The 23,108-nt window shown below is 71.4% G+C and carries 23 protein-coding genes; 13 read left to right on the top strand and 10 right to left on the bottom strand.

The features are described 5' to 3' along the window. The first annotated feature begins 23 nt into the window (after positions 1–23). The 7 genes from accC to purD all read left to right on the top strand — a co-directional run bounded on the left by accC (position 24) and on the right by purD (position 7,263). The gene (accC, locus tag ACA089_RS14775; RefSeq protein WP_372018231.1) at positions 24–1,391 is read left to right on the top strand and encodes an acetyl-CoA carboxylase biotin carboxylase subunit; all 1,368 of its coding nucleotides are present in this window, start codon (positions 24–26) and stop codon (positions 1,389–1,391) included. A 90-nt stretch (positions 1,392–1,481) separates the two neighbouring features. Then, on the top strand, positions 1,482–2,399 hold the full coding sequence (prmA, locus tag ACA089_RS14770) for a 50S ribosomal protein L11 methyltransferase (RefSeq protein ID WP_372018229.1): 918 nt from the start codon (positions 1,482–1,484) through the stop codon (positions 2,397–2,399). Between the two features lie 39 nt (positions 2,400–2,438). Next, positions 2,439–3,212 carry a DUF3426 domain-containing protein gene (locus ACA089_RS14765; protein ID WP_372018227.1) on the top strand — a complete coding sequence of 258 codons (774 nt, stop codon included), beginning with the start codon at positions 2,439–2,441 and terminating at the stop codon, positions 3,210–3,212. A gap of 108 nt (positions 3,213–3,320) precedes the next feature. Continuing rightward, positions 3,321–3,596: a DNA-binding transcriptional regulator Fis gene (gene fis / locus ACA089_RS14760; protein ID WP_372018224.1), complete on the top strand. Its 276-nt coding sequence runs from the start codon at positions 3,321–3,323 to the stop codon at positions 3,594–3,596. Positions 3,597–3,662: 66 nt separating this feature from the next. Beyond that, positions 3,663–5,246, top strand: a complete 1,584-nt coding sequence (purH, locus tag ACA089_RS14755) for a bifunctional phosphoribosylaminoimidazolecarboxamide formyltransferase/IMP cyclohydrolase (protein ID WP_372018222.1) — start codon at positions 3,663–3,665, stop codon at positions 5,244–5,246. Between the two features lie 135 nt (positions 5,247–5,381). Further along, entirely contained in the window at positions 5,382–5,888 is a 507-nt protein-coding gene (locus ACA089_RS14750) for a GNAT family N-acetyltransferase (RefSeq protein WP_372018219.1), read from the top strand. 85 nt (positions 5,889–5,973) lie between these two features. Then, positions 5,974–7,263 (top strand): phosphoribosylamine--glycine ligase, encoded by a 1,290-nt coding sequence (gene purD, locus ACA089_RS14745; protein ID WP_372018218.1) that lies wholly within the window; start codon positions 5,974–5,976, stop codon positions 7,261–7,263. A 56-nt stretch (positions 7,264–7,319) separates the two neighbouring features. Here the strand turns inward: purD and ACA089_RS14740 are convergent, their stop codons facing one another. Together ACA089_RS14740 and ygiD are read right to left on the bottom strand one after the other, a co-directional pair. Then, positions 7,320–8,630 carry an amidohydrolase gene (locus ACA089_RS14740; protein ID WP_372018215.1) on the bottom strand — a complete coding sequence of 437 codons (1,311 nt, stop codon included), beginning with the start codon at positions 8,628–8,630 and terminating at the stop codon, positions 7,320–7,322. 46 nt (positions 8,631–8,676) lie between these two features. Then, a complete protein-coding gene (ygiD, locus tag ACA089_RS14735; protein ID WP_372018214.1) occupies positions 8,677–9,534 on the bottom strand; it encodes a 4,5-DOPA-extradiol-dioxygenase in 858 nt (285 codons plus the stop codon). 162 nt (positions 9,535–9,696) lie between these two features. Here ygiD and ACA089_RS14730 point away from each other — a divergent pair, with 162 nt between their 5' ends. From ACA089_RS14730 to ACA089_RS14720, 3 genes are all read left to right on the top strand, one after another. Continuing rightward, complete coding sequence (locus ACA089_RS14730) at positions 9,697–11,610, top strand: MFS transporter (protein WP_372018212.1); 1,914 nt, start codon at positions 9,697–9,699, stop codon at positions 11,608–11,610. Between the two features lie 172 nt (positions 11,611–11,782). After that, the gene (locus ACA089_RS14725) at positions 11,783–12,124 is read left to right on the top strand and encodes a CD225/dispanin family protein (RefSeq protein WP_372018210.1); all 342 of its coding nucleotides are present in this window, start codon (positions 11,783–11,785) and stop codon (positions 12,122–12,124) included. A 6-nt stretch (positions 12,125–12,130) separates the two neighbouring features. Beyond that, positions 12,131–12,544 (top strand): DUF2752 domain-containing protein, encoded by a 414-nt coding sequence (locus tag ACA089_RS14720; protein ID WP_372018209.1) that lies wholly within the window; start codon positions 12,131–12,133, stop codon positions 12,542–12,544. Between the two features lie 154 nt (positions 12,545–12,698). Here the strand turns inward: ACA089_RS14720 and ACA089_RS14715 are convergent, their stop codons facing one another. Genes ACA089_RS14715 through ACA089_RS14695 form a run of 5 tightly spaced genes read right to left on the bottom strand, consistent with a single transcriptional unit; the run spans position 12,699 to position 16,134 of the window. Continuing rightward, entirely contained in the window at positions 12,699–13,592 is an 894-nt protein-coding gene (locus tag ACA089_RS14715) for a hypothetical protein (RefSeq protein ID WP_372018206.1), read from the bottom strand. 49 nt (positions 13,593–13,641) lie between these two features. After that, positions 13,642–14,556, bottom strand: coding sequence for an NAD(+) diphosphatase (nudC, locus tag ACA089_RS14710; protein ID WP_372018204.1), 915 nt, complete (start codon positions 14,554–14,556; stop codon positions 13,642–13,644). An 18-nt stretch (positions 14,557–14,574) separates the two neighbouring features. Then, complete coding sequence (gene erpA, locus ACA089_RS14705; RefSeq protein ID WP_372018202.1) at positions 14,575–14,934, bottom strand: iron-sulfur cluster insertion protein ErpA; 360 nt, start codon at positions 14,932–14,934, stop codon at positions 14,575–14,577. 31 nt (positions 14,935–14,965) lie between these two features. Beyond that, positions 14,966–15,400 carry a bactofilin family protein gene (locus tag ACA089_RS14700; RefSeq protein ID WP_372018972.1) on the bottom strand — a complete coding sequence of 145 codons (435 nt, stop codon included), beginning with the start codon at positions 15,398–15,400 and terminating at the stop codon, positions 14,966–14,968. 2 nt (positions 15,401–15,402) lie between these two features. Next, entirely contained in the window at positions 15,403–16,134 is a 732-nt protein-coding gene (locus tag ACA089_RS14695) for a DUF6776 family protein (RefSeq protein ID WP_372018200.1), read from the bottom strand. A 137-nt stretch (positions 16,135–16,271) separates the two neighbouring features. On the opposite strand from ACA089_RS14695, the gene ACA089_RS14690 reads away from it, so the two are divergent. From ACA089_RS14690 to ACA089_RS14680, 3 genes are all read left to right on the top strand, one after another. Next, positions 16,272–16,862, top strand: coding sequence for a DUF4126 domain-containing protein (locus tag ACA089_RS14690; RefSeq protein ID WP_372018198.1), 591 nt, complete (start codon positions 16,272–16,274; stop codon positions 16,860–16,862). A 75-nt stretch (positions 16,863–16,937) separates the two neighbouring features. After that, the gene (locus ACA089_RS14685; RefSeq protein ID WP_372018196.1) at positions 16,938–18,803 is read left to right on the top strand and encodes an EAL domain-containing protein; all 1,866 of its coding nucleotides are present in this window, start codon (positions 16,938–16,940) and stop codon (positions 18,801–18,803) included. Next, positions 18,803–21,556 carry a hybrid sensor histidine kinase/response regulator gene (locus tag ACA089_RS14680; protein WP_372018193.1) on the top strand — a complete coding sequence of 918 codons (2,754 nt, stop codon included), beginning with the start codon at positions 18,803–18,805 and terminating at the stop codon, positions 21,554–21,556. The genes ACA089_RS14685 and ACA089_RS14680 overlap by 1 nt, the downstream gene beginning before the upstream one ends. Here the strand turns inward: ACA089_RS14680 and bfr are convergent. The 3 genes from bfr to ACA089_RS14665 all read right to left on the bottom strand — a co-directional run bounded on the left by bfr (position 21,529) and on the right by ACA089_RS14665 (position 22,999). After that, a complete protein-coding gene (bfr, locus tag ACA089_RS14675; protein ID WP_372018192.1) occupies positions 21,529–21,999 on the bottom strand; it encodes a bacterioferritin in 471 nt (156 codons plus the stop codon). The genes ACA089_RS14680 and bfr overlap by 28 nt on opposite strands. Before the next feature lie 104 nt (positions 22,000–22,103). Then, positions 22,104–22,301, bottom strand: a complete 198-nt coding sequence (locus ACA089_RS14670) for a (2Fe-2S)-binding protein (RefSeq protein ID WP_372018191.1) — start codon at positions 22,299–22,301, stop codon at positions 22,104–22,106. 98 nt (positions 22,302–22,399) lie between these two features. Further along, positions 22,400–22,999, bottom strand: a complete 600-nt coding sequence (locus tag ACA089_RS14665; protein ID WP_372018188.1) for an RNA pyrophosphohydrolase — start codon at positions 22,997–22,999, stop codon at positions 22,400–22,402. Positions 23,000–23,108: the final 109 nt, after the last annotated feature.

Below are 23,108 nucleotides of genomic sequence, written 5' to 3'. Positions count from 1 at the left end.
GAAGAACGAACTGGGAAACGAACATGCTCGATAAAGTCGTCATCGCCAACCGCGGCGAGATCGCGCTGCGGATCCTGCGCGCCTGCCACGCGATGGGCATCCGCACCGTCGCCGTGCACTCGACCGTGGACCGCAACCTCAAGCACGTGGCCATGGCCGACGAGTCGGTCTGCATCGGCCCGGCCGCCTCGGCCGACAGCTACCTCAACATGGCCTCGATCATCGCGGCCGCCGAGGTCACCGACGCGCAGGCCATCCACCCCGGCTACGGCTTCCTGTCGGAAAACGCCGATTTCGCCGAGCGCGTGGAGCAGTCCGGCTTCATCTTCATCGGGCCCAAGGCCGATACGATCCGCCTGATGGGCGACAAGGTCGAGGCGATCCGCGCGATGAAGTCGGCCGGCGTGCCCTGCGTGCCCGGCTCCGGTGGCCCGCTCGGCGAGGACATCGTCGCCAACACCAAGATCGCCCGCGAGATCGGCTACCCGGTGATCATCAAGGCGGCCGGCGGCGGCGGCGGGCGCGGCATGCGCGTGGTCCACGCCGAGGGCGCGCTGAAGGCGGCGATCGAGACCACCAAGACCGAGGCCAAGGCCGCGTTCGGCAATGGCGAGGTCTACATGGAGAAGTTCCTGGAGAACCCGCGCCACGTGGAGATCCAGGTGCTGGCCGACGGCCAGGGCAACGCCATCCACCTCGGCGAGCGCGATTGCTCGATGCAGCGCCGCCACCAGAAGGTGGTCGAGGAGGCGCCGGCGCCGGGGATCACGCCCGAGCAGCGCGCGCAGATCGGCAAGGTCTGCGTCGAGGCCTGCATCCGCATCGGCTACCGCGGCGCCGGCACGTTCGAGTTCCTGTACGAGGACGGGCGCTTCTACTTCATCGAGATGAACACCCGCATCCAGGTCGAACACCCGGTCACCGAGATGGTCACCGGCATCGACCTGGTCGCCGAGCAGCTGAAGATCGCCTCCGGCCAGAAACTGTCGATCCGGCAGGAGGACGTGGTCCTCGAAGGCCACGCGATCGAGTGCCGGATCAACGCCGAGGACCCGGAGAGCTTCATCCCCAGCCCCGGCCTGATCCAGCACTTCCATGCCCCGGGCGGCCCGGGCGTGCGCGTGGACACCCACATCTACGAGGGCTATCGCGTGCCGCCGAACTACGACTCGATGGTCGGCAAGCTGATCGTGCACGCGCCGGACCGCGCCACCGCGATCGCGCGCATGCGCGTGGCGCTGAGCGAGATGGTGGTGGACGGGATCAAGACCAACATCCCGCTGCAGCAGCGGATCATGCGCGACCAGGGGTTCCAGGCCGGCGGCCAGAACATCCACTACCTGGAGAAGCGCCTGGCCGAGCGCAAGAACAAGTCCATCGCGCTGGGCTGACGCGCCGCCCCCCCCCGCTCCGCCGCCGTGCGCGGAGCGGGAGCGGCCACGTGAGACAATCGGCGCCCGCCACACTGCACCGCCGCCGACATGCCCTACCTGGAACTGAGCCTGCGCAGCACCGAGGCCGACCAGCCGCGCTACGAGCGTGCGCTGGAAGACGTGGGCGCGCTCGCGGTCACCCTGCTCGACGCCGATGCCGACACGCCCAACGAGCGGGCGATCCTGGAACCGGGCGTGGGCGAAACCCCGATCTGGAAGTCGCTGGTGCTGACCGCGCTGTTCGACGCCGACACCGACGCGCTGGCGCTGCTGGCCGCGCTCGAGGCGTTCGACCCGGGGCTGGAATGGAGCGGTGCGTCCTTCCGCAAGGTCGAGGACGAGGACTGGGAACGTGCCTGGCTGGACATGTTCCAGCCGATGCGGTTCGGCGCCAGCACCTGGATCGTGCCCTGGGACCACGAACTGCCCGAAGACGCCGCGACGGCAGGCGCGGCGGTCGTGCGCCTGGACCCGGGCCTGGCCTTCGGCTCGGGCACCCACCCGACCACCGCGCTGTGCCTGCGCTGGCTGGACGCGCTGGCCGCCGACGGCCGCCTGCGCGGCGCGCACGTGCTGGATTTCGGTTGCGGCTCGGGCATCCTCGCCCTGGCCGCGCTCAAGCTCGGCGCCGCGCAGGCGGTCGGCGTGGACAACGACCCGCAGGCGATCCAGGCGACCCTGGACAACGCGCAACGCAATGCCGTCGATGCGCGCATGGCGGTGTACCTGCCACAGGACGAACCGGCCGCGACCTACCCGGTGGTCGTCGCCAACATCCTCGCCACCGCGCTGGACGCGCTGGCCGAGGTGCTGGCCGCGCGGGTCGCCCCCGGCGGCCGCATCGCCCTGTCCGGCATCCTCCGCGGCCAGGAAGCGGAATTGCTGCAGCGCTACGCCGCCTGGTTCGACGAGCTGCAGGTGGCCACCGACGAGGACTGGGTGCGGATCGACGGCGTGCGCCGCTGATCCGTCGCGCGCGGCATGGGCGGCATGCTTGAATAGGCCATGTTCGTTCCCTGCCCGCACTGCCAGTTCCTGGTCGCGCACCCTCCGCAGCTGCGGCCGTTGCCGGCGGCCTGTCCCCGTTGCGGCAAACCGCTGGATGACGGACAGGACGCCGCCGCGGCGTCCGTCGAAGAGTCCGGCACCGGACTCGCGCAGGACAGCACCGGACATGCGGCGGTACCGGTGGCCGACCCGGAGGAAGGCGCGACCGCGCCGGCCCAGGTGGACGAGGTCGACCCGGCCCGGACCGCCTCCCCCGACGCAGCCGCTGCGTCGGCGACGGCACCGGCGGCGTTCGCCGCGCGGCCGTCCCGCTGGATGCGCTGGCGCTGGGCGCTGATCGCGCTGCTGGGCCTGCTGCTCGCCCTGCAGATCGCGCTCGCCGACCGCGCGCGGCTGGCAGCCGATGCACGCTTCCGGCCGCTGGTGGAGGTCCTCTGCGGCGCGCTCGGCTGCACGCTGCCGCCATGGACCGAGCCTTCGGCGTTCACCATGCTCGACCGCAAGGTGCGTCCGGAGCCACGCCAGCCCGGCGCGTTGCGCGTGGACGCCACCTTCCGCAACGACGCCCGCTGGGCGCAGTCCTGGCCGGCCCTGCAGCTGGCCCTGTCCGACGCGGACGGACGCGTCCTCGGCAGCCACGTGTTCGCGCCCGCCCAGTATCTGGGGCGGACGCCGGCCGCGCCGCTGGCCCCGGGCCAGAGCGCACAGGTGAGCTTCCTCGTGCAGGAACCCGCCCCGGGGACGGCCGCGTTCTCGTTCGAGTTCCGCTGAACACGCATCGGTGCCGCCGGCCAATGGCAGCGGCCCGGCTCCCGCGCTAGACTCCCCTGCCCGCTTCGACGCGGCCGCGTTCGCGCGCCGCTTCCCACTGGAACTCCCGTGCAGCAGACCGCCACTTCCCGCGCCGACGCCGGCCGCACCGCTTCCCGTCCGCCGTTGCGCGAGCACGTGGCCCAGTCGGTCCGGCGCTACCTGCGCGACCTTGACGGCGTCGATGCCAACGACGTCTACGAGATCGTGCTGCGCGAGATGGAAATCCCGCTGTTCGTGGAAGTGCTCAACCACTGCGAAGGCAACCAGAGCCGCGCCGCGGCGCTGCTGGGCATCCACCGCGCGACCCTGCGCAAGAAGCTGAAGGACTACGGCCTCACCTGAGGTCGCGCCGGGCCGGATCCGGACGGGCGGCTATAATTCCGCTCCTCCTCCGCATCGCCCCTCCCGATGACCGCCGACCTCCTGCCCGTCCGCCGGGCACTGCTGTCCGTTTCCGACAAGACGAACCTGCTCGAACTCGCCCGTGCGCTGGCCGCGCGTGGCGTCGAACTGCTCTCCACGGGCGGCACCGCCAGGGCGATCCGCGACGCGGGGCTCCCGGTCAGGGACGTGTCCGAGGTCACCGGCTTCCCGGAAATGATGGACGGGCGGGTCAAGACCCTGCACCCGCTGGTCCACGGCGGCCTGCTCGGCCGCGCCGGCGTCGATGATGCGGTGATGGCCGAGCACGGCATCGGCGCGATCGACCTGCTGGTGCTGAACCTGTATCCGTTCGAGTCGGTGACGGCCAAGGCCGGCTGCACGCTCGACGAAGCGGTGGAGAACATCGACATCGGCGGCCCGGCGATGCTGCGCTCGGCGGCCAAGAACTTCGCCCGCGTCGCGGTGGCGACCGATCCGTCGCAGTACGCCGGCCTGCTGGCCGGGCTGGAAGCCAACGACGGCCGCCTGTCGGCCGCGCAGCGCTTCGCCCTGTCGGTGGCGGCGTTCAACCGCGTCGCCCAGTACGACGCGGCGATCAGCAACTACCTGTCCGCGGTGGCCGAGGCGACCGCCGGGGTGCCGGCGCGCACCGAGTATCCGGCGCAGATGAACTCGACCTTCGTCAAGGTGATGGACCTGCGCTACGGCGAGAACCCGCACCAGTCCGGCGCGTTCTACCGCGACCTGTACCCGGTGCCGGGCACGCTGGCGACCTTCACCCAGCTGCAGGGCAAGGAACTGAGCTACAACAACCTGGCCGACAGCGACGCGGCCTGGGAATGCGTACGCCAGTTCGACGTGCCGGCCTGCGTGATCGTCAAGCACGCCAACCCCTGCGGCGTGTCCGTCGCCGGCGACGTGGGCCAGGCCTACGAGCGCGCTTACGCCACCGACCCGACCTCCGCGTTCGGCGGCATCATCGCCTTCAACCGCACGCTCGACGCGGCCACCGCGAAGACCATCCTCGACCGCCAGTTCGTCGAAGTACTGATCGCCCCGGACTACGAGGATGGCGCGCTGGACTACGCGAAGAAGAAGGCCAACGTGCGCGTGCTGCGCATCCCGCACGGCGCCGGCCTGAACAACTACGACTCCAAGCGGGTGGGTTCGGGCCTGCTGCTGCAGTCCTCGGACAACCGCGGCATGAGCGCGGGCGAGCTGAAGGTGGTCACGAAGATCGCCCCGGACCAGGCGCAGCTCGGCGACCTGCTGTTCGCCTGGCGGGTGGCCAAGTTCGTCAAGTCCAACGCCATCGTCTATGCGAAGGGCCTGCAGACCGTCGGCGTGGGCGCCGGGCAGATGAGCCGGGTCTATTCGGCCCGCATCGCCGGGATCAAGGCCGCCGACGCCGACCTGGTGGTGGAAGGGTCGGTGATGGCCTCCGACGCGTTCTTCCCGTTCCGCGACGGCATCGACGCCGCGGCGGCGGCGGGGATCAAGGCGGTGATCCAGCCGGGTGGCTCGATGCGCGACGCCGAGGTCATCGCCGCGGCCGACGAGCACGGCATCGCCATGGTGTTCACCGGCGTGCGCCACTTCCGGCACTGAACACGGCCGCCACGGCAGGGTCGCCGGCACGCCGGTGACCGCCCTGCCCGGCTGGCGACGGATCGCGCGCATAACGCGCCTTGACGCCCGAGCCGCTAGGCTGGACACCCCAGTCCATGCAGCGAGACGGCCGCCATGTGGATCCGCGAGGAAGGCCCCGACGACATCGACGCGATCCACGACCTGGTGCGCCGCGCCTTCGCCGGCGCGCCCGGCGAGGGCCGCCTGGAAAGCCGCACCGTCGACACCCTGCGCGCCGATCATGCGCTGGCGGTCTCGCTGGTGGCCGACATCGACGGTCGCGTCGCCGGGCACGTGGCGTTCTCGCCCGCCCGGCCGTCGCGCGACGGCGACCGCTGGTACGTGCTGGGGCCGGTGGCCGTGGATCCGGCCGACCAGGGCCATGGCGTCGGCGGCGCGCTGATCCGTGCCGGCCTGCGCATGCTCGAGGAGCGCGAGGCCAATGGTTGCGTGGTGCTCGGCGACCCGGCGTACTACCGTCGCTTCGGTTTCCGGCCAGACCCGCTGCTGACGCTGCCGGCCACCCCGGAAGGCGCGTTCCAGGCGTTGCGGTTCACCGACGCCGCATCCGCCGGCGAAGTCGTGCTGCATCCGGCCTTCGGCCACCACGAATACGACTGAAACCGTCGCGCGGCCAGGCCCGGGAGGCCGGAGGGCGTGCCCGGCACGCTAGAATCGCGCTCCCCTTCGCGATCGAGCCGCCCGCATGTCCAAAGTCCTCGTGATCGGTTCCGGTGGCCGCGAGCACGCCCTGGCATGGAAGCTGGCCCAGTCGCCGCGCGTTTCGGAAGTGGTCGTCGCTCCGGGCAACGCCGGCACGGCCAGCGAAGCGCGCTGCCGCAACGCGGCGGTCAAGGTCACCGACATCGACGGGTTGCTGCAGCTGGCGCAGGCCGAAGGCGTGGCGCTCACCGTGGTCGGTCCCGAGGTCCCGCTGGTGGCCGGCGTGGTCGACCGTTTCCGCGCCGCGGGCCTGCGCATCTTCGGTCCCACCGCGGCGGCCGCGCAGCTGGAAGGCAGCAAGGCGTTCGCCAAGGACTTCCTGGCCCGCCACGGCATCCCGACCGCGTACTACGCGGTCCACACCGATGTCGATGCGGCACTGGCCTACCTCCGGGAGAAGGGCGCGCCGATCGTGGTCAAGGCCGACGGCCTGGCCGCGGGCAAGGGCGTGATCGTGGCCATGACCCTGGACGAAGCCGAAGCGGCGGTGCGCGACATGCTGTCGGGCAACGCGTTCGGCGATGCCGGCGCCCGCGTGGTCATCGAGGAATTCCTCGAGGGCGAGGAAGCCAGCTTCATTTCCATGGTGGACGGCCGCACCGCGCTGCCGATGGCCACCAGCCAGGACCACAAGCGCGTGGGCGACGGCGACACCGGGCCGAACACCGGCGGCATGGGCGCCTACTCGCCCGCGCCGGTGGTCACCCCGGACGTGCATGCCCGCGTGATGCGCGAAGTGGTGAACCCGACCGTGCAGGGCATGATCGCGGACGGGGTCCCGTTCACCGGCTTCCTGTATGCGGGCCTGATGATCGACGCGTCCGGCGCGCCGAAGGTGATCGAATTCAACGTGCGCTTCGGCGACCCGGAAACCCAGCCGGTGATGCTGCGCCTGCAGTCGGACCTGGTCGACCTGGTCGAGGCGGCGATCGACGGGCGCCTGCATGAGGTGGACGCGCAGTGGGATCCGCGGCCATCGCTGGGCGTGGTGCTTGCCGCGCGTCCCTATCCGGAAAGTCCGGTGACCGGCGACGTGATCAGCGGCCTGAACGCGGTGCCGGCCGGCGCCAAGGTGTTCCACGCCGGCACGGCCCTGGATGCGGCCGGCAACGTGGTCAGCGCCGGCGGACGCGTGCTGTGCGTGGCCGCGCTGGGAGACTCGGTGTCCGATGCGCAGCGCCGCGCCTATGCCGGCGTCGACGCCATCCGCTGGGCCAACGAATTCCACCGCAGCGACATCGGCTGGCGCGCGATCGAACGCGAACGCGGCTGAGCCTGCGACCGGGCGTCGCGCCCGGTTCGCGGACGCCTGAAGCGGGTCGACCGCGCTCAGCGCACGCCTGGACCGCCGCTGCCGAGGTAATCCAGCGCCACCTGCAGCATCGCCCGCGCACCGACTTCCAGCGCTGCTTCGTCCGGCGCGTAACGCGGGGAGTGGTTGATCGGCATCGAGGCCGGATCCTGCCCGGCCGGCGTCGTGCCGACCATGAAGTAGGCGCCGGGCACCTCGTTGGCGAACTGCGAGAAGTCCTCGGCGATGGTCTGCAGCGGCATCTCCACGACACGTTCGGCGCCGACCGCCGCCTGCAGCGACGGCAGCACACGCCGCGCCAGGGTCGGGTCATTGATCGTGGCCGGTGCGTTGTTGACCACCTTGAGCTCGGCGCTGCCCCCGGCGGCATGCGCATAATCCTGCGCGATGCGGTCAAAGCGCGCGATCACGTCCTCGCGCACGGCCGGATCGAACGTCCGCAGCGTGCCGACCAGCTGGGCCTGGTCGGGAATGATGTTGAAGCGCACGCCCGCATTGAACTGGCCCGCGGTCAGCACCACCGGCGTGCTGGCGATGTTGACCTGGCGGGCCACCAGGCTCTGCGTGCCCAGCAGGATCTGCGCGCCGATCGTGATCGGATCCACGCCGTCCCATGGCCGCGAGCCGTGGGTCTGGCGGCCCCTGACCGTCAGGCTCCACTCGTCCGCGCTGGCCAGCAGCGGACCGCTGCGGAAGCCGACCTGCCCGACCGGCAGGCCGGCCCAGACATGCAGGCCGAACACCGCGTCCGGCCTGAAGCCGTCGAACACGCCCTGGTCCAGCATCAGCCGGGCGCCGAACGGGGCGCCCGGTTCGTCCGGGCCCTCCTCCGACGGCTGGAACACGAACATCACCTCGCCACGCAGCGTGTCGCGGCGCGCGGCCAGGGCGCGGGCCACGCCGAGCAGGATCGCCACGTGCATGTCATGGCCGCAGGCGTGCATCACGCCTACCGGCTGGCCACGGTAGGTGGAGGTCGCCACCGACGCGAACGGCAGGCCGGTGTCCTCCTTGACCGGCAGCGCATCCATGTCCGCGCGCAGCGCGATGCGCGGCCCGGGCAACGCGCCCCTGAGCACGGCGGTCACCCCGGTGCGGGCGATGCCCGTGCGCGGTTCCAGGCCCAGTGCGCGCAGCTCGTCGGCCACCACCCCGGCGGTGCGGACCTCGTGCCCGCCCAGTTCCGGATGGCGATGGAGATCGCGGCGCCATTCCACCATGGCCGCCTGCTGCGCCCGCGCCGCCTCCGCGGGCGATGGCGCGGCGGTCGCCCCGGGTATAGCGCCCAGCAGCAGGCAGGAACACAGCAACGCATGCATCCGGCTCATGGAAGGTCCGAGTCGACGTGGGCCGGCATGGTAGTACGGGCGAGGCTCAGACGTTGGCCTCGTCCGGTGGCAGCACCGTCGCCAGCGCCGCCGCGCCCGGCTGCGCGCCCGTGTCCGGGCAGTGCACATCCAGCGCATACGCGGTCATCGACAGCGATCCGTAGGCGTAGCCGTCGACCAGCACCTCGGCCTTGCGGCCGCCGGCGCTGGCCAGGCCCGCGATGTACAGCAGCGGCAGGAAGTGGTCCGGGGTCGGCACCGCCATGCGGAAATCCGGATGCGACGCGAGCGCGGAAATGTCATGCGGCCGCTCGAGCATAAGTTCGCGGGCGCGGTCGTCGAAGCGGCGCGCCCAGTCGAACGCGCCATCGGGTTGCTGCCAGTCGATCGCGCGCAGGTTGTGGACGACATTGCCGCTGCCGACCACCAGCACGCCGTGTTCGCGCAGCGCGGCCAGCTTCGCGCCCAGCGCCAGGTGCCACTCCGGCGGCTTGCGCGCGTCGATCGACAGCTGCACCACCGGGATGTCGGCGTCCGGGAAGGCATGCACCAGCACCGACCAGGTGCCATGGTCGATGCCCCAGCCGTCGACATCCGCGCCCACGTGGTCGGGCCTGACCAGGTCGGCGACCTCCTCGACCAGCCGCGGCAGGCCCGGCGCCGGGTACTGCACGTCGAACAGGGCCTGCGGGAATCCGTAGAAATCGTGGATGGTGCGGGGCCGCTCCATCGCCGTCACCGCGGTCGCGTTGACGTACCAGTGCGCGGACACGGCCAGGATCGCGCGCGGCCGCGGCACCGCCTCGCCGAAGGCCCGCCAGGCGTCGGTGAAGCGGTTGCGCTCGAGCGCGTTCATCGGGCTGCCGTGGCCGAGGAACGCGGCGGGCATCGGCGTGCTGGCCATGGAGAACTCCTGCAATGGCGACCCGGGCACTCTAGCAATGCCCGCCGGCGCGGGCGCCGCCACCGGTGCAACGGACCGTCGCCGTGCGCGACCGTGCCTGCCGCCGGACAACCGGCGGCCATCGCGCTCTGCTAGGCTCCGCGCAGTTCCGCGGAGACCCGCATGTCCGGCCACAGCCAGTTCTCGCTGCTGACCCAGCGCCGCTTCCTGCCCTACTTCATCGTCCAGGCGCTCGGCGCGTTCAACGACAACGTCTACCGCCAGGCGATCATCGGCCTGCTCGGCGCCATGGTCCTGTCGGGCGCGCTGAGCGAGGACGCGCAGGCGCTCTACACCCAGCTGGCGCCGGCGATCTTCATCCTGCCTTACTTCCTGTTCTCGGCCACCGCCGGGCAGGTCGCCGAGCGGCTGGAGAAGCAGAAGCTGATCGTGGCCACCACCGCGATGGAGATCGCGATCATGTCGCTGGCGGCCGTCGGCTTCCTGCTGCACAGCATGCCCGTGCTGCTGGTCGCGCTGTTCTGCACGGGGCTGCAGTCGACCCTGTTCGGGCCGGTGAAGTACTCGATCCTGCCCGCGGTGCTCAAGCCGGAGGAACTGACCGGCGGCAACGGCCTGGTCGAAATGGGGACGTCGATCTCGATCCTGGCCGGCATGATCTTCGGCGGCCTGATCTTCGTCCTCGCCGGCGAGAGCGGCCCCGTGGTGGCGGCGGTATCGATCGTGCTGCTCGCGCTGGCCGGCAACATGGTCGCGCGCCGCATCCCGCGGGTCGACGCGGGCGCGCCGGACCTGCCGATCGACTGGAACATCGCCCGCGAGTCCTGGCGGATCTGGAAGCTGACCCGGCGCCAGCCGGCGGTGCGCAACGCGGTGCTGGGCGTGTCGTGGTTCTGGTTCATCGGCACGGTGCTCACCGCGCAGCTGCCGATGTATGCCAAGGCGAACCTGGGTGGCACCCAGGCACTGTACATCATGGCCCTGGCGCTGTTCTCGGTCGGCGTCGGCGTCGGTTCGCTGCTGTGCGAGCGGCTGTCCGGGCGCACGGTGGAGATCGGCCTGGTGCCGCTGGGCGCGTTCGGCGTCAGTGCGTTCCTGTTCGACCTCTATTTCGCCCGGCCGGGCCAGGCGCTCGCCGCCGGGCTGGACGTGGCCGGGTTCGTGGGCAGCGAAGGCAGCGTGCGGATCATGCTCGACCTCACCGGCATCGGCCTGTTCACCGGCTTCTTCGTGGTCCCGCTGTTCGCGCTGATCCAGAGCCGCACGCCGAAGGCGGAGATCGCCCGGGTCATCGCCGGCATGAACATCCAGAACGCGATGTTCATCGTCGCCGCGGCGCTGGCCGGCATCGCCGTGCAGCGCCTGCTCGGCTGGACGATCCCGCAGGTGTTCCTCGCCCTGGCGATCGCCAACGCGCTGGTGGCGGTGTGGATCTTCACGATCGTGCCCGAATTCCTGATGCGCTTCCTCAGCTGGCTGCTGGTGCGCACGCTGTACCGGCTGCGCCTGCACGGGATCGAGAAGCACGTCCCCGACGAGGGCGCCGCGCTGATCGTGTGCAACCACGTCAGCTACATGGACGCGCTGATCCTGGCCGCGTGCATCCCGCGCCCGGTGCGCTTCGTCATGTACTACCGGATCTTCAACATCCCGCTGATGCGCTGGATCTTCCGCACCGCCAGGGCGATCCCGATCGCCGGCGCGCGCGAGGACCCGGAGCTGATGCGGCGCGCATTCGACGAGATCGACGCCACCCTGGCGGAGGGCGAGATGGTCTGCATCTTCCCGGAAGGGGCGCTGACCAGGGACGGCGCGATCGCACCTTTCAAGTCCGGCGTGGAGAAGATCCTCGAGCGGGCCGCGGCCGCCGGGCGCCCGGTGCCGGTGGTGCCGATGGCGCTGCGCGGGATGTGGGCCAGCATGTGGAGCCGGCGCGACTCGCGTCTGGGCCGGATGCGGGTGCCGCGCCGGTTCCGCGCGCGCATCGAGGTCGTGGCGGCCGCGCCGGTCGCCGGTCCCGTGCAGGCCGAGGAACTGGAGGCGCAGGTGCGTGCGTTGCGCGGAGACGCGGCCTGACGCCACGCCAGCGCTATGCCCGTCACCGCCTGTCGGTTAGTCTTTCCTCCGACCGCCCGCGGGGAGCGCAGGCCGCACCACCCGCCGTGTGTTCCGCCCCAGGCCCGTGACGGGGCGCTGGCGCCACGCTGTAACGCATGATTCCCAACCGATACCGCCAGGAGGCAGTGCCATGAGTTACGTCCCGCCCCCCACCCCGACCGCGCCGCCGGCGCACGAGCCGATCCCGAACCACCTGGCCTGGGCGATCATCTCGACCGTGCTCGCCACCTGCCTGTGCTGCCCGCTCGGCCTGATCGGCATCGTGGCCATCGTCTTTTCCGCGAAGGTCAACGGCCTGCTTCGCCAGGGCGACCTCGAGGGCGCCCGCCGCGCGTCGGCCAACGCCAAGACCTGGTGCTGGGTCGCCACCGCGCTGGCGATCATCGGCGTGCTGCTGAACATCTACATGTTCTCGACCGGTGGCATGGCCGAGTACCAGCAGATGCTGGAGCAGATCCAGGCCGCGCAGTAAGGCCCGATGGCAGCCACGCGCGCGCTCCGCGTCGTTGCGGTGGCGTCGGCCGCGGTCGCGGCCGGCGCCGGCGTGTGGCTGCTGCGCACGTTCGACCCCAACCTGGCGGGAAGCCCGTTCCCGCCCTGCATGTTCCACGCGTTCACCGGGTTGTACTGCGTGGGCTGCGGACTGACCCGCGGCCTGCACGCACTGGTCCACGGCGACCTGGCCGGCGCGTTCGCGATGAATCCGCTCGGCATGCTGATGCTGCCGCTGATGGCCTTGATGGTCGCCTGGTCGCAGGGGTTGCAGCCGCGCGCGTTGCGGCCGGTGATGGCCGTGGCGATGGAACCGAAGCTGTGGCTGTGGGTGCTGCCCGGATACTGGATCGCCCGCAACCTGCCCTGGTATCCCTTCACCCTGCTCGCGCCGGGCTGAGCGAGCGGCCCGGCGCGGCGCGCCAAGGCCCGCCGTGGCCTGCCATGCGGCGCGGATCACCCGCCAGCCGCGGTGGCCTTCGTGTGTTGCGCGCACGCCCCGAAAACTGCGAGCCGGCGCGGCGTGGCGCCTATTGCTTCACCGCGAAGGCCGCTCAGTTCACCCAGCCGGCGATCACGAGCAACGCCAGCAACGCCAGCCAGAGCAGCAGCATGCGCCAGACCAGGCTCATCGCGTCGCGCAGTTCGACCAGTTCCCCGGCCGCGGGCGGCAGCCGGCCCGCCTCGAGGTAGTCGGCGGCTTCCTCGGCCAGTTCGCCCCGCACGGCGGCCCGGCCGGCGGATTCGAGGAAGCCGCTGCCGGCTTGCCAGCGGTCGCCTCCGGCGGCACGCCATGCACGGAACACCAGGTCGAAATTGCCGGCCAGGGCGAGCGCCAGCACCATCAGCTGGGCGACCGGCCACTCCAGCACGCGCAGGGCGTCGCGTGCGCCAAGAACGTTCTCCGCCGGCAAGGCGACGGCATGGGCCAGCGCGGCCCGCTCCACCAGCCGGTACAGCACCGCGCCGACCGGGCCCAGCAGCAGGAACCACAGCAGCGGCGCGAACCAGCGGCGCAGCGCGCTGCGCATCAGCAGGCCCGGCAGTGCGGGACCCTCGGCCACCCCCACGCCCGGCTCCGGCGCCAGCTGGTCCAGTCGCGCCCGGCGGGTTTCCGGCTCGGTGGCATCGAGCGCCGACTCGACGTCGATGTCGAGGTCGCGCGGACCCCACGTGCAGACCAGCACGATCACGCCGAACAGCAGGCTGGCCAGGCCGAGCAGCCGGCCGGACAGCGCCACCTGCACCAGCAGCACCAGCAGGACCGGTGGCAGCAGCGCCAGCCAGATGCCATGGCGTCCGCGCCAGAATCCGCCCTCGTCCACGTGCGAGCCGAGCCATTCCAGCCACTGGCCGAACCAGTGGAACTGGCGCAGCGATGCACCCAGCGCGGGCGCGACGTGGCCCAGCACCAGCGCAGCGATGACGGCGACCAGCGTTGTGAACATTGAGGGACCTCCCTGCGGCGATTCTAGCCGCAGCCCGGCGCGGGGGACGCTAAGCGGGCGTGAGCGTGGTCCCGCGGCGGTGCCAGTGGGCGATCAGGGAGCGTGCGATCGATATCGGCGGGGCCAGCAGGATGCCTTCGCTCCCGGTCCCGTCGCGCAGCAGTGCCTGCCCGACTTCCTCGCGGGTGAACCAGCGCGCCGCTTCCAGTTCGCCGTCCACGCACGGCTCGTCGGCATCGGCGAGCGCTTCGAACCCCAGCATCAGTGCACCGGGAAACGGCCACGGCTGGGCGCCGAGGTAGCGGCAGGCGCGCACGCGCACGCGGGTCTCCTCGTGCACCTCGCGGACCACCGTCTGCTCCGGAGCCTCGCCCGGCTCGACGAACCCCGCCACCACCGACCAGCGCCGCGGCGGCCAGCCCGGCTGGCGTCCCAGCAGCAGTCGCTCGCCATCGCTCACCGCCACGATCACGGCCGGATCGACCCGCGGGTAATGGTCGGTCCCGCACTGCCCGCAGCGCCCGACGAAGCCGCCGCGCTCGAAGGCGATCGCGCCGCCACAGACGCCGCAATGGCGGTTGCGCCCCTGCCAGTGCAGCATGCCGCGTGCGTAGGCCATGGCGCTGGCGATCCCGGCCGGCCAGTCCGCCGCCGCGCGGCGCAGGTCGATCCATTGCGCGGCCTGCACCGTTGGCGCGCGGGAGGCCTCGCACGCGAACCAGGCCTGCGTGCCGGCCTGGCCCAGGAAGATCGCCGGGCCCGGATCGTCCCCAAGCTCGCCGCCGCGCAACGGCAGGAGCATGCCTTCCGCATCGGCGGCAGCCCGGCCGTCAGGATCGAGCACCAGCAGCCGCGCACCGGGCCACAGCCCGCGCAGCGCTTCCGCGTCGCCGCGCAGGGCGTCCGCGCGGTCGAGCGTGGCGGCCACGAAGGCGAAACCGTCGAGGATGGCCGGGGAGGGCATGGCGCCGGCCCGGCCGGGTCAGACCGTGAAACTGCTGCCGCAGCCGCAGGTGGTCTTGGCGTTCGGATTGCGGATCACGAACTGGGCGCCGCTCAGGCCTTCGCTGTAGTCGACCTCGGCGCCCATCAGGTATTGCAGGCTCAGCGGGTCGACCAGCAGGGTCACCCCGTCGGTGCTGACGGCCATGTCGTCGTCGGCCTGGTTCTCGTCGAACTCGAACCCGTACTGGAACCCGGAGCACCCGCCCCCCTGGATGTACACGCGCAGCTTCAGCTCCGCGTTGCCTTCCTCGGCGATCAGTTCGCGGACCTTGGATGCGGCGGAGGGGCTGAAGCGCAGGGGCTGCTCGAGTTGCTGGTAGCTGGGCAGGATGTCCATGGCGCCAAGATGGGGGCGATGCGCCCGCCGATCAAGCCTCGGCGGCGACCACGGTCAGCGTGACCGGGGGCGCGGCTTCCGGGGCGGGCAGCGCGCGGGCCTGCGCCTGCGCATGGACCAGCCGGCCGGTGAGCTGGGCGCCCGCGCTCATCTCCACGACGGTGTAATGGACGTTGCCTTCCACCCGCGCCTTCTGCGCCAGTTCCACGCGTTCGCCGGCATGCACGTCGCCGCTCAGGGTGCCGTTGATGATGACCACCGGTGCGTGGACCTCGCCCTCGATCACGCCCTGTTCGGCCAGCAGCAGGCTGGCCGGCTTGCCCTCGGCAGCGGTGACCTTGCCGACGATCCGGCCTTCGACATACAGCCCGCCGCTGAATTCCAGGTCCCCGCGGATCACCACGTCGGCACCGATCAGGGTGTCGATGGCGAACCCGTCGCGCTGGGTGGACTTGTTCTTGAACACGTTCATTTAGCTCCCCCGCTACCCGCGAGTTTCCATTCGAAATTCTGGTCCGCGCCCCCCGCGCCGCCGCGCAGGGAGACTCGCACACGCTGCGGGGTGAAATCCTTGGGCAGCATCACGTTGCCGGTCAGCTCCTGGAAATAGCGGAACGAATAGTCCTGCCCCGGGCTGCCCGGCTTCTGGTGCAGGTCGTCCCAGCTCACGGTCGCCAGCTTGCCGGCACGCACGCCCTCCACCGAGAAACGCAGCTGTCCCTGGCTGATCGCGCCGCGGTTCAGGTTCTGGGTCAGCACCGCGCGGTAGTTCCAGGTGCCCGCCTCGGTCGGTGCGAATTCGATGGAATGGACGTTCAGCCCCTTGCGCTGGGCCGTGGCGCCGACCAGGCGTTCGTAGAAGGCCACGTCGGCCCGGAGCGCCGCGATCTCCTCGTCGCGCTCCGCCAGCGAGGACTGCAGTTCGCTGTTGGCGGCCCGGCTGATCTGGTCGGAGCGCGAGAGGGTCACCATGCGCTGGTTGAGCTCGTCCAGCTCGCGCTGGCGCTGGGCGGCACTGCGTTCGGCCGCACGCAGCTGCCCGCGCGCATCGCCCAGGCCGGGCGCCGCGAACCAGGTCGCCAGTGCCCACACCACGACCAGCGAGAGCAGCCAGCCGACGACGATGGCGATCACGGCCCCCCTCGCGGGAAAGCCTGACTGGCGGGGGACGACGCGGAAACGGGGAACGGGTTCTGTCATCTCGGAAGGGCGGGCGCGTACACGGCCGGGACCGTGCCGATCCGCCTATACTGCGGAGGAGACGGACCAGTCTAGCCCAGCGCCCGCCCCTTCCGGGACTTCGTCCGCCGCGGTGGCGACCACGGCAGGAGTGCACCATGACCGACGCCCACCTCTATGTGATCGGGATCCTGCTGGCCTGGATGGCCGGGATCCGGGCCTACCTGACCGTGTTCGGCGTCGGCCTGGCCGGCCTGCTGGGGTGGGTCGACCTGCCGCCCGCGCTGGAAGCGACGCAGTCCTGGTGGGTGCTCGGCACCTCGGGCGCGCTCGCGCTGGCCGAGTTCTTCGCCGACAAGATCCCGGGCGTGGATTCGGCCTGGGACCTGGTCCAGACCCTGGCCCGCGTTCCGGCCGGCGCGTTCCTCGCCGCCGCCACGCTCTCGCCGGACGGCCAGCTCGGCGCGGGTGCCCTGGCCGCGGGGGCCGGGGTGGCCCTGGCCAGCCATGGGCTGAAGGCCGGCTCGCGCGCGCTGCTCAACACCTCGCCCGAGCCGGCCAGCAACTGGATCGCCTCGGCGGCCGAAGACACGGTCGTCGTCGGCGGACTGGCCCTGGCGATGGCACACCCGTGGATCGCCCTGGTGCTGGTGGTCGGCGCCAGCCTGGCCGGCGCGCTGCTGGTGTGGTGGATCTGGCGCGTGATCACGCGGGGCGTGCGGCGCCTGTTCGCGCCCCCGGCCACGTGACCGGTCCATGCCCGGCGTACTTGTCCTCGTGAGCGCAGTTGGTCACATAATGCGGTCCCAGCAGGGGGAAGACTGATGGCCGCAAGAGAACCCGCTTCACTGCCGGAGGATTCGGCTGCGCGCCAGCGGCTGCGCGCCGAAACTCCGCCGTCCCGGTACTGGCGCCGCTGGGCCCAGGACGCGCAGGCCCAGGCCAGCGAACCGGAAGCGGCCCCGGGTGGCGAACCGCGTCCCGCCTCGCCGGCAACGCAGGCGGCGCCGGCGACGACCGCGGCCCGGGACGCCACGGCCGAATCCCCCTACCGGATCCTGATCGTCGAGGACGACCGCACCCAGGCCCTGTTCGCGCAGAGCGTGCTGCATGGCGCTGGCATGAAGGCCGACGTCCAGATGCAGCCCGAGGGCGTCATCGACGCCATCGGCCGTTTCGATCCGGACCTGATCCTGATGGACCTGCACATGCCCGGCCTGGACGGCATGCGCCTGACCACCCTGATCCGCCAGCAGCCGGGCTTCCAGCTGCTGCCGATCGTGTTCCTGACCGGCGATCCCGATCCGGAGCGCCAGTTCGAGGTGCTCGAGAGCGGCGCCGACGATTTCCTCACCAAACCGATCCGCCCGCGACACCTGATCGCCGCGGTCTCCAACCGGATCCAGCGCACGCGCGCCCAGCTGCGCCAACCGGCGGCGGCGGACAGCACGATGCTGCGCAGCCACCCGGAAACCGGCCTGGCCACCCGCGGCTGGCTGCTCCAGCAGATCGACCAGGCCCTGGCGGACGGCGCGCCGGGCGGCCTGTTCTTCATCGAGATCGCCAGTGCGCTCGGCCTGCGCGAGCGTTACGGCTATGCGGCCTTCGAACGGCTGATGGCCCAGGCGGGCGTATGCCTGGCGCGGATCAGCGCACCGGCCCCGGTGGCGCGGCTGAACGACAACAGCTTCCTCGCCCTGGTCCGCGACCTGGACGAAGCCGCGCTCGAGGAGCACGCACAGCGGCTGCGCAGCGGCCTGGCCGAACAGGGCTTCCCGATCCGCGACGAGGAACAGGTGCAGCTGCGCAGCGCGGTGGGCTACACCGCGCTGTCGATCGGCTTCGAGGGCGCGGGCCCGGCGCTGGAAGCGACCGAGCGCAGCGCGTTGCAGGCGCGGCTCCACAACGACGGCGTCGCCGCGTACGTGCCGCCGAGTGATACCGAAGCACAGGAACGCATGGCCCTGCTCGAGGGCCAGCTCGAACTGGCGTACCAGCCGATCGTGGCGGTGGCCGGCAACGAGCAGGCCCAGTACCAGGTCCTGCTGCGCCTGCGCCAGCCCGACGGCACCCTGCTGTCCGCCGGGCAGGTGGTGCCCGCGGCCGAGGCCAGTGGCCGCATCGCCGACCTCGACCAGCAGGTGATGGAGCACGCGCTGGACATGATCGCCGCGCGCGCCGCCGCCGGCAGCCCGCTGCGCCTGTTCGTGTCGCAGTCCCCGCGCACGCTGGCGCGCGAGGCGTTCGCCGAATGGCTGTTGCAGACCATCGCGGCGCGCAGCATCGACGGGACCTCGGTGGTCATCGACCTGCGCCTGGGCGATGCCCTCATCCACAGCGTGACCCTGGGCGAGTTCTGCAGGCGGCTGATGGCCGCGGGCGTCCAGTTCTGCCTGAGCCAGTTCGAACCCGGGCCCGAGGCCGACGCGCTGCTCAACCAGCTGCCGCTGGGCTACGTGCGCATGGCCGCGCGTTTCGCCGGCGCGCATGCGGATGCGCAGCTGCGCGACCAGCTCCGCGGCACCATCGACCTGGCCCACCGGCTCGGCCTGCAGGTGATCGGACAGCAGATCGAGGATCCGCAGGCGGCCGCCGCGATGTGGATGGGCGGCATCGACTACATCCAGGGCAACCTGGTGCATTCGGTCGGCACGGAGCTCGACTTCGACTTCCAGAACGCGGTGCTGTGATGGCCGCGCCGGCGCAGCGACGCGTCTGGCCGGTGCTCGCGGCGATGGCCGGCGCGTGCACCCTGCTGTCCATCGGCCTCGGGCTGAGCGGCAATGCGACCGCCTCCTGGTGGACAGTCGCCGCCGGGCTGGCCCTGGCCACGCTGGTATTCGCCTTCGGCGCCGTGGTGTCCAGCGGTGCGCAGGCCCGCGACCTCAACGAGGCCAATGCACGGGCGGCGGCGGCCGAGGACGAGTGCACGCTCCTGCAGCGTGACGTCAACCGCCACGACCAGCTCGAGCAGCAGCTCCTGCAGGCCAAGCGCGCCGCCGAATCCGCGGCGCTGGCCAAGGGCGAGTTCCTGGCGACGATGAGCCACGAGATCCGCACCCCGCTCAACGGCATCATCCCGATGCTGGACCTGGTCGCGCGTGGCAGCCTGGCGCCGGACCAGCGCGAAATGCTGCGCACCGCGCACGAGTCTTCCCTGCAGCTGCTGCGCATCGTCGACGACATCCTCGACTACTCCAAGCTCGAGGCCAATCGCCTGGAGCTGGAAATCACCAGCTTCAACCTGCGCGAACTGCTCGACGCGGTGCTGCAGCTGATGCAGCGGCCCGCCGAAGGCAAGGGCCTGCGGCTGGAACTGAACATCGACCCGAACGTGCGGCTGCCCGTGCGCGGCGACCCGGTCCGCCTGCGCCAGGTGCTCACCAACCTGATCGGCAACGCGGTCAAGTTCACCGAGCGTGGCAGCATCCAGCTCGGCGTGCGCCGGCTCGGCGAAACCGCCGCCCAGCACATGCTCCGCTTCGAGGTGCGCGACACCGGCATCGGCATCGGCCATGCGCAGCAGCAGCGGCTGTTCCGGGCCTTCACCCAGGCGGACGCCTCGACCACCCGCCTGTACGGCGGCACCGGCCTGGGCCTGGCCATCTGCAAGCGCATCGTGGACCTCATGGGCGGGCGGATCGGCGTGCAGTCCGAACCCGGGCAGGGGTCGACGTTCTGGTTCGAGGTGCCGTTGCTCAAGGTGATCGGCGACGTGCAGATCCGGCAGACCGCCCACGACGCACGCCGCGTGCTGGCGGTGACGCCCAACCTGCGGTTGCGCCAGCGCATGGCGCTGCTGCTGCCGAACTGGGGCATGACGGTCAGCATCGTCGAGACCACCCAGGAAGCACTGGACCGGCTGCGCCAGCAGACCGCGCCCGGGCAGGCCGCCAACTTCGTGGCCGTGGTCGCCGACTACGACGGGCTGCGCCACAGCGCGCGCGCGCTGCACCGTGCGCTCACCCGCACGCCGGCCTACGCGAACGTGCGCCTGCTGTGGCTGTACGGCGAAGAGGACATTCCGGCGGAACTGCGCGAGGGCACGGACCTGCTTCCGAGGCTGGCTCCGGACGCGGACCTGCGCAGCGCCCTGCTCGAGCCTGTCCCCGCCGAAGCACCCAGGGACCCGGTGCCGGACCTCGCCTCCGTCGCCCCCACGCCGGCACCGGCGCCCGAACCGGCGCAGCCGGCCCCGCCGGCGCGCCTGCTGCTGGTGGAGGACAATCCGGTCAACCTGCTGGTGGCGCAGAAGCTGCTATCGGTCCTGGGGTACGAATGCGATACCGCGCCCAACGGCGAGGTGGCGTTGTCGCACATGGCCAGCGGCGGCTACGACCTGGTGCTGATGGACTGCCAGATGCCGGTGCTCGACGGCTATTCGGCCACGCGCCGTTGGCGCGAGCACGAGGCCGGACAGGCACCGGGGCGGCGCCTTCCGATCGTCGCGATGACCGCCAATGCCATGGCGGGCGACCGGCAGCGCTGCCTGGACGCCGGGATGGACGACTACCTGTCCAAGCCGGTCGCCCGCGAACAGCTGGATGCGTGCCTGCGACGCTGGCTCCGTGCGGCCCCGGCACGGGCGGCAGCACGGCTCGCCGAGGCCGTCGCCCCAGTCCAGGCGCCAGCACCCGAACCGGCCGGCCCGGCGCCCGCGCCGCTGGTGAACGCACCCGCTCCCGCCGCGGTCCCCGCCCCGGCTCCGGCTCCGGCTCCGGTCGTATCGGCCGCGGCGGCCGCCGCTTCGCCCGCGGTCGCACCGGTCATGGCCGCGGAGACCCCGGCCGCGGGGCCCGCCCCCGGGGCCGCCCCTCCCGCCGCGGTCCCCGCCCCCGCTCCGGCTCCGGCTCCGGCGCCGGTCGTATCGGCCGCGGGGGCCGCCGCTTCGCCCGCTGTCGCACCGGTCTTGGCGGCGGAGACCCGGGCCGCGTATCCGGCGCCGGTGACGACGGCCCAGGTGTCGATCGAACCGGAAATGCCGATCTTCGTTCCCGCCCCCGGCGCCGCCTCTCCCGCCGCGGCCGAAGCGCCCGCGCTCGAAACGCCGACCGCCCAGCCGCCACCGCCCCCGGTGCTGGAGCCGGAAATGCTCGACGAACTGCGTGATATCGCCGGCGACGAGGCGCTGACCATCGTCAACCTGTTCCTCGAGGATGCGCCGCGCCTGGTCCGGCTGATGGAACAGGCCTCGGCGATCCCGGACATGGAGGTCATGCGCGAGGCGGCGCACGCGCTCAAGTCATCCAGCGCCAACGTCGGTGCGCTGGCGCTGTCGGCGGCCGCCAAGCGGATCGAACTCGGCGCGCGCGCGCATGCGCTCGAGCGGCCTGCCGTGGCCGTGGCGTTGCTGATCGCGGAGTTCGCGCGCGCGCGCGTGGCGTTGCAGGGATGGCTTTCGACCGCCGCCGCCGCTCAGTCCTCGAGCTTGCTGAGCAGGTAGTTCGGTTCGCCGATCCGGCCGATCAGGTCCAGCTGGGTTTCCAGCCAGTCCACGTGCTCCTCTTCGGAGTCGAGGATCTTCACGAACAGCTGCCGGCTGACGTAGTCGCCGATCGAATCGGCGTAGGCGATGGCTTCGCGCAGCACCGGTAGCGCTTCCATTTCCAGCGCGAGGTCGCACTCGAGCAGTTCGCGCGGGGTCTCGCCGATGCGCAGCTTGCCGAGGGCCTGGAAGTTCGGCAGGCCTTCGAGGAACAGGATGCGTTCGGACAGCCAGTCGGCATGCCGCATCTCGTCGATCGATTCCTTGTACTCGTGCTCGGCGAGTTCCTTCAGCCCCCAGTTCTTCAGCATCTTGGCGTGCAGGAAGTACTGGTTGATCGCCGTAAGCTCGTTGTACAGCGCCCTGTTGAGGTACTCGATGACCTTGGCGTCGCCTTTCATGGCCGCGCTCCTTGATGCGGGAAACGGGCGCACTCTATCGCGCCGCACGTGGCGGCGAAGTAACGCGAATCGTGTTCATTACCGGCGCACGCCGGCAGATGCGGTCAGGCCGCGCAGGCCAGCACGGGCAACGGCAACGTTGCCTGCATCTCGGCGATCATCGAGGCGGCCATGTCCAGGCAGGACCCGCAGTTGGCACCGCAGCCGGTGCGCATGGTGAGCTCGCCGACGCTGCCGCATCCGTTGTCCACGGCCTCGCGGATCTGGCGATCGGTGACACCGTTGCAGAGGCAGACGTACACGGGCGGAGGACCTGGAGAGCGACGAGCCCATTCCAGCAGGGATGAGAATCGTTGTCAATTGCGACGGGATCGCAGCGTCAGGCGACCCACCCGCTCGTTCAGGCGGATGAACGGCGCCCCCGGCTCCCGCGCGGACGCTTTCGCGGCCGTTCGTGGCCCGCGGTGTTCCCGGGAAGCCACGCCTCCTGGGCGGCCGAGGGCATCTGCCTCACCGACGCCCCGTGGCCTTCGGCCACGGGCGCGAGATGGCGCAGCGCGCGCGCGTAGACGCCGCGCTTGAAGCTCACCACGTGCTCGACCGGATACCAGAAGTCGACCCAGCGCCAATGGTCGAACTCGGGGGTTTCGGTGGCGTCGAAGCGCACCAGCGACTCGTCCCCGAGCAGGCGCAGCAGGAACCACACCTGCTTCTGGCCGATGCATACCGGCCCATCGCCGCCGCGCCTCACGGCGCGGCCAGGCAGGCGATAGCGCAGCCAGCCGGGGGTGGCGCCGAGCACTTCCACGTGCTCGGGCAGCAGCCCGGTTTCCTCATGCAGCTCGCGGAACATGGCTTCGGCCGGGGTCTCGTCGCTGCGCATGCCGCCCTGCGGAAACTGCCAGCCGTCCCGGCGCACGCGGCGCGCCCAGAACACCTGGCCATCCGGGCGCATCAGCACGATCCCGACGTTGGGCCTGTATCCGTCCGGATCGATCACGATGCGGACTCCAGAATGTTTTCAACTGGCCCGACTCTGCCACGGGCCCGCCGGGGCGACAAGCCGCGCATTTGACAGCGCGGCCGCGACCATGAAGAATTCGCGGTTC

Origin of the sequence: Pseudoxanthomonas fibrivorans, assembly GCF_041464125.1 — a bacterium.
Classification (GTDB): domain Bacteria; phylum Pseudomonadota; class Gammaproteobacteria; order Xanthomonadales; family Xanthomonadaceae; genus Pseudoxanthomonas.
Note: the sequence above shows the minus strand (reverse complement) of the source record. Positions and strands in the feature narration are given on the sequence as shown.

Excerpts from the sequence above, each read along its gene's own strand:
- accC (WP_372018231.1), top strand. The coding sequence starts at position 24 with ATGCTCGATAAAGTCGTCATCGCCAACCGCGGCGAGATCGCGCTGCGG.
- prmA (WP_372018229.1), top strand. The coding sequence starts at position 1,482 with ATGCCCTACCTGGAACTGAGCCTGCGCAGCACCGAGGCCGACCAGCCG.
- ACA089_RS14765 (WP_372018227.1), top strand. The coding sequence starts at position 2,439 with ATGTTCGTTCCCTGCCCGCACTGCCAGTTCCTGGTCGCGCACCCTCCG.
- purH (WP_372018222.1), top strand. The coding sequence starts at position 3,663 with ATGACCGCCGACCTCCTGCCCGTCCGCCGGGCACTGCTGTCCGTTTCC.
- ACA089_RS14750 (WP_372018219.1), top strand. The coding sequence starts at position 5,382 with ATGTGGATCCGCGAGGAAGGCCCCGACGACATCGACGCGATCCACGAC.
- purD (WP_372018218.1), top strand. The coding sequence starts at position 5,974 with ATGTCCAAAGTCCTCGTGATCGGTTCCGGTGGCCGCGAGCACGCCCTG.
- ACA089_RS14740 (WP_372018215.1), bottom strand. The coding sequence starts at position 8,630 with ATGAGCCGGATGCATGCGTTGCTGTGTTCCTGCCTGCTGCTGGGCGCT.
- ygiD (WP_372018214.1), bottom strand. The coding sequence starts at position 9,534 with ATGGCCAGCACGCCGATGCCCGCCGCGTTCCTCGGCCACGGCAGCCCG.
- ACA089_RS14730 (WP_372018212.1), top strand. The coding sequence starts at position 9,697 with ATGTCCGGCCACAGCCAGTTCTCGCTGCTGACCCAGCGCCGCTTCCTG.
- ACA089_RS14725 (WP_372018210.1), top strand. The coding sequence starts at position 11,783 with ATGAGTTACGTCCCGCCCCCCACCCCGACCGCGCCGCCGGCGCACGAG.
- ACA089_RS14720 (WP_372018209.1), top strand. The coding sequence starts at position 12,131 with ATGGCAGCCACGCGCGCGCTCCGCGTCGTTGCGGTGGCGTCGGCCGCG.
- ACA089_RS14715 (WP_372018206.1), bottom strand. The coding sequence starts at position 13,592 with ATGTTCACAACGCTGGTCGCCGTCATCGCTGCGCTGGTGCTGGGCCAC.
- nudC (WP_372018204.1), bottom strand. The coding sequence starts at position 14,556 with ATGCCCTCCCCGGCCATCCTCGACGGTTTCGCCTTCGTGGCCGCCACG.
- erpA (WP_372018202.1), bottom strand. The coding sequence starts at position 14,934 with ATGGACATCCTGCCCAGCTACCAGCAACTCGAGCAGCCCCTGCGCTTC.
- ACA089_RS14695 (WP_372018200.1), bottom strand. The coding sequence starts at position 16,134 with ATGACAGAACCCGTTCCCCGTTTCCGCGTCGTCCCCCGCCAGTCAGGC.
- ACA089_RS14690 (WP_372018198.1), top strand. The coding sequence starts at position 16,272 with ATGACCGACGCCCACCTCTATGTGATCGGGATCCTGCTGGCCTGGATG.
- ACA089_RS14685 (WP_372018196.1), top strand. The coding sequence starts at position 16,938 with ATGGCCGCAAGAGAACCCGCTTCACTGCCGGAGGATTCGGCTGCGCGC.
- ACA089_RS14680 (WP_372018193.1), top strand. The coding sequence starts at position 18,803 with ATGGCCGCGCCGGCGCAGCGACGCGTCTGGCCGGTGCTCGCGGCGATG.
- bfr (WP_372018192.1), bottom strand. The coding sequence starts at position 21,999 with ATGAAAGGCGACGCCAAGGTCATCGAGTACCTCAACAGGGCGCTGTAC.